Source organism: Agromyces binzhouensis (assembly GCF_004135055.1).
Classification (GTDB): Bacteria; Actinomycetota; Actinomycetes; order Actinomycetales; family Microbacteriaceae; genus Agromyces; species Agromyces binzhouensis.
Window position 1 is genome coordinate 1 of record NZ_SDPL01000230.1, and the last position, 4899, is coordinate 4899.

Here is a 4899-nt window from a genome sequence, read left to right on the forward strand (position 1 = left end):
CGCGCGCCCAGCCGTGGGCCGACGTCGTGCTCTCGGGTGCGATGACGCCCGGACAGCTCGACGCGAACCTCGCCTCGCGCGCGCCGGCGCCGTCCACGGATGCCGCGGCGCTCGGCGCGCTCGCCGAAGCCCCCGCCCACTACTGGTCGGCCCGGAGCGCGCGCGACTGGAGGTGAGGCGCCGTCGCAGTGTCGAGGAGCGGGGCTCGCTCCCAGCCGCGTCGGCTAGCCTGCGCGAAGGCCCGAGTGACTTCGGGTACCGGATGGCTCGACGCAGCGCGATCCCACGAGAGGTGCCGACCGGCAGACGTCTCGCATCGCGGAGTTCGACTCCGTCCGATCGAGAGCGACATCCGTGCCCCGATTCAGCATCCTCTCCACCTTCCCGCCCACGCGGTGCGGCCTCGCAACCTTCTCGCGGTCGCTCGCCGACGCGCTCCTCGCGATCGGCTCGGACCCGATCCGCATCGTCCGAGCCGTCGACGACCTCGACGCGCCGAGCCCCGGACTCGCCGCGGGGATCGCGGTGGTCGGAGAGCTGCACGTGGACCGTCCCGATCGCACGCAGGCGACCGCTCGGCTGTTGAGCGCCGCCGACGTGGTCATCGTGCAGCACGAGTACGGGATCTACGGCGGCGACGACGGCAGCGATGTCGTCGCCGTGCTCGAATCGCTCACCTCGCCCTCGATCGTCGTGCTGCACACGGTGCTCGCCGCACCGACGGACGGCCAGCGCGCGGTGCTCGAGCGGGTGGTCGCGGCGGCGACCGCCGTGGTCGTGATGACGGAGGCGGCGCGCGCGCTGCTGATCCGCCACTTCCGCGTGGACGTGAGCCGGGTCTCGGTCATCCCGCACGGCGTGCCGGAATGGACGACCCCGACCGCCGGCCATGCCGGCGACCGCACGACGGTGCTGACCTGGGGCCTGATCGGACCGAGCAAGGGACTCGAATGGGGCATCCGCGCCATCGCCTCGCTCGGCGACGTCGCGCCGGCGGTGCACTACGAGATCCTCGGCGAGACCCACCCGAAGGTCGTCGCCCACGAGGGCGAGGCGTACCGGGAACGGCTCGAGCACCTCGCCGACGAACTGGGCGTCGCCGACCGGGTCGCGTTCGACTCGCGCTACCTCGATGCCGACGCCCTGGCCGGACGGGTCGGCGCGGCCGATCTCGTACTGCTTCCCTACGACTCCCGCATCCAGGTGACGTCGGGCGTGCTGGTCGAGGCGCTCGCCGCGGGGAAGCCGGTCATCGCGACCGGGTTCCCGCACGCGCGGGAGCTGCTGCACCCGAGGATGATCGTCGCGCACGAGTCGCCCGCGTCGATCGGCGCCGCCGTCCGAGCCGCCATCGCGCGCGCCGAGCCGGTGGAGGCCCGGCCGCAGGGCATGAGCTGGACGGCCGTGGCGGGCCGGTTCCGCTCGCTCGCGGATTCGCTGGTCGCCGCACGGGTCGCGAGATCCGCGTGAGCACGCAGGCGCCGTCGATCGGGCTGCCGTACGCGCACCTCGTCGACATGACGGACGGGCGCGGCCTGTTCGAGCACGCGCTCTACGCCCAGCCGCGCCGCGCCCACGGGTACTGCGTCGACGACGTCGCCCGCGCGCTCGTCGTCGTGGTTCGCGCGCAGTCGTCGTGGCCCGTCGTCCAGCGATTGGGCGAGACCTACCTCCGCTTCGTCGAAGGGGCGGTGATCGCGGATGGACGCGCCCACAACCGGATGAACGAGGCGGGCGAGTGGACCGACGAGCCGGGCATCGGCGACTGGTGGGGGCGCGCGGTGGCCGCGCTGGGGGCGGTGGTCGCCGACCCGTCCGACCCGACCGCACGACTGCGCGCCACGCGCGCGCTCCAGCACGCCCTCGCGCAACGGCCGACGGAGGTCCGCACGCTCTCGTTCGCCGTGGTCGGCGCCGCGGACCTGCTCGCCGTGCGCCCGCGATCGTCGCTGGCTCGCGAGTTCCTGACCTACGCCCTGGCCCGTCTGCCGCGGCATCGGATCGCCGAATGGGACTGGCCGGAGCCGCGCCTTCGCTACGCGAACGCCTCCCTTCCCGAGGCGCTCATGGTGGCCGGCCGCGCACTCGGCGACGAGGACGCCGTCGATCGCGGGCTCGGGTTCCTGCGGTTCCTCCTCGAGCTCGAGACCCGCGACGGGCACCTCTCCGTGACGGGCCACTGCGGCCGAGGGCCCGACGGGATCGGGCCCGGGTTCGACCAGCAGCCGATCGAGGCGGCGGCGATGGCGGATGCCTGTGCGCGTGCCTTCCGACTGACCGACGACCCGTACTGGCGCGCCGGCGTGGCCCGGGCATTGGGGTGGTTCACCGGCGACAACGACCTCGGGATCGCGATGACCGACCCGCTCACGGGTGCCGGATTCGACGGGCTCGAGCCCGGCGGGCGGAACGAGAATCGCGGCGCGGAGTCCACGTTGGCCGCCCTCAGCACGTTCCAGCGGGCCCGCGAGGTCGGGCTCTCCCCTCGAACCGGCCGCTCGTGACCCCCCGGCTCGCCGACCTCGGCGCGGAGCTCGTCCTCGACGCGACCCGCGTGATCCTCCGCCTGTTCCTCCCCGGGGAGGGCCTGACTCCGACGCGATCCCGTGCGGCCGACGTGGTGGCGCGCATCACCGCGCTGAGCCGCGCGGAGATCCGCGCGGCATCCGACGAACTCGTCGCCGCCTTCGGCGATCGCCACGACGATCTCGACGAGCAGCTCGCGCGGCATGCCGAGACGGTGGCGTTCCGCACCCCGACGGACCTCCGGCCGGAGCCGGCCCTCGAAGTCGTGCTCGGGGCCGCGTTCACGGCCGAGTACGCGGTCGAGGCCGCGGCGCTGTGCAACCCCAGCGCCATGGTGCACCCCGACCAGTCCGGGCTCGACGAGCACCAGCTGCGGCTCGCGATCGCCCTGCGATGCATCGGCGAGGGGCACGTGTCATCCGTCGGGTTCGCCTCGGCCGTCATCGGCCCGGGTCGACGGTGGGAGTTCGAGCCGCGTGCATCCCCGATGGCGACCCCGGCCATCGGGGACGGCACCTGGACCAGGGAGGGCCTGCGGGAGGCGCTGGAGAGCGAGCATCGACTCAACGAGCTCTCGGGCGCCGTCATCCGGGCGCTCCCCGACGAGTTCCGCACCTCCGAGCTGGAGACGGCGATCGGGGCCGTGCCCGCAGACCTCACGCGGCGCCGCGAGGCGCACGGCGACCTGGACACCATCCGGACGATGGCGTGGTCGGCGTACTCGGCGAGCTTCGCCCCCGAGACCCGGCTGAGCCAGCGGGTGCTCATGCCCGTGAGCGACGAGGAGTCGAACGGGATCGAGGACGCCCGGTTCGTGTCGTTCACCGATGCCGACGGCACGGAGGAGTACCGCGCGACCTACACCGCGTACGACGGCCGGTCGATCGCGCCGCGACTGCTCGTCTCGCGCGACCTGCGGTCGTACAGCATGCACCGGCTGCTCGGGCCGGCGGCCACGAACAAGGGGATGGGGCTGTTCCCGCGCACGATCGACGGCATCCACTGGGCGCTGACCCGCACCGACGGCGAGAACATCTCCATCGCCACGTCGGCCGACGGCCGCAGCTGGGAGTCGGCGGGCGTCGTGCGACGGCCCCGGCACCTCTGGGAGACCGTGCAGCTGGGCAACTGCGGGTCGCCGATCGAGACCGATCGCGGATGGCTCGTCATCACGCACGGCGTCGGACCGATGCGCCGGTACTCGATCGGCGCCATCCTGCTCGACCTCGACGACCCGCGTCGCGTCCTCGCCGACCTCGCGTCGCCGCTCCTGCGACCGGACGGCGATCTGCAGGACGGCTACGTGCCCAACGTGGTCTACTCGTGCGGCGGCATCGTGCACGACGGCACGCTCTGGCTGCCCTACGGCGTCGGCGACCAGCGCGTGCGCGCCGCCGCGATCGACCTCGACGAGCTGCTCGACGCCCTCGAGCCGACCGGGGGGCGGTCGGCGTGAGGGTCGCCATGCTCGGGCCGATCGCCTGGCGCACCCCGCCGGTGCACTACGGGCCGTGGGAGCAGGTCACGAGCCTGCTGACCGAGGGGCTCGTGCGCCGCGGGGTCGACGTCACCCTCTTCGCCACCGGCGACTCGATGACCTCTGCCCGGCTGGAGTCGGTCGCACCGCACGGGTACGGCGACGACCCCGCGATGGACGGCCGCGTCTGGGAGGCGATGCACGTCGCGGAGGCGCTGCGGCGCTCGGCGTCGTTCGACGTGATCCACAACCAGCTCGACTGGCTGCCGCTGGCGTTCTCGCGATCGTGGCGGGCGCCGATGGTGACGACGATCCACGGGTTCAGCGGGCCCGACATCCTGCCCGCCTACCGGTCGGCGGACTCGGCGTACGTCGCCATCTCGGATGCCGACCGCGCGCCCGAGCTGGACTACGCGGCGACGATCCACCACGGCATCGACGTCGACGCGTTCCCGTTCACCGGATCGCCGGGCGAATCGCTCGCGGTCTTCGGCCGCATCCACCCCGACAAGGGGATCGTCGACGCGATCGAGATCGCCCGGCGCGCCGGGCGGCGGCTGGTGATCTGCGGCCCCGTCCACGACCGCGACTACTTCGCCGACGAGGTCGAACCGCGGCTCGACGGCGACCGGGTCGTGTACCTCGGCTCGGTCGGCTCCGCCGAGCGAGCGCGCGTGCTCGGCTCGAGCGCCGTGCTGCTGCATCCCATCCACTTCGACGAGCCGTTCGGCCTCTCGGTCGTCGAGGCGATGGCGTGCGGCACCCCCGTGGTCGCGTACCGCCGCGGCTCGATGCCGGAGGTGGTCGACGACGGCGTCACGGGGTTCGCCGTCGAGCCGTCGGATGCCGCGGCCGCCGCCTCGGCCGTGGACCGCGCCGCGCTGCTCGACCGGGCG

4 protein-coding genes are annotated in these 4899 nt (G+C 73.6%); all 4 read left to right on the forward strand.

What is annotated here, in order from left to right:
• The first annotated feature begins 354 nt into the window (after nucleotides 1-354).
• Nucleotides 355-1470 carry a glycosyltransferase gene (locus ESO86_RS11405; protein ID WP_129235101.1) on the forward strand — a complete coding sequence of 372 codons (1116 nt, stop codon included), beginning with the start codon at nucleotides 355-357 and terminating at the stop codon, nucleotides 1468-1470.
• A complete protein-coding gene (locus ESO86_RS11410) occupies nucleotides 1467-2504 on the forward strand; it encodes a glycosyltransferase (RefSeq protein WP_242492328.1) in 1038 nt (345 codons plus the stop codon). Before ESO86_RS11405 ends, ESO86_RS11410 begins: the two co-directional genes overlap by 4 nt.
• A complete protein-coding gene (locus ESO86_RS11415; RefSeq protein ID WP_129235103.1) occupies nucleotides 2501-3982 on the forward strand; it encodes a glycoside hydrolase family 130 protein in 1482 nt (493 codons plus the stop codon). The genes ESO86_RS11410 and ESO86_RS11415 overlap by 4 nt, the downstream gene beginning before the upstream one ends.
• Nucleotides 3983-3990: 8 nt before the next feature.
• Nucleotides 3991-4899, forward strand: a 909-nt coding sequence (locus ESO86_RS11420) for a glycosyltransferase family 4 protein (protein WP_242492329.1), incomplete at its 3' end; no start/stop codon positions are given.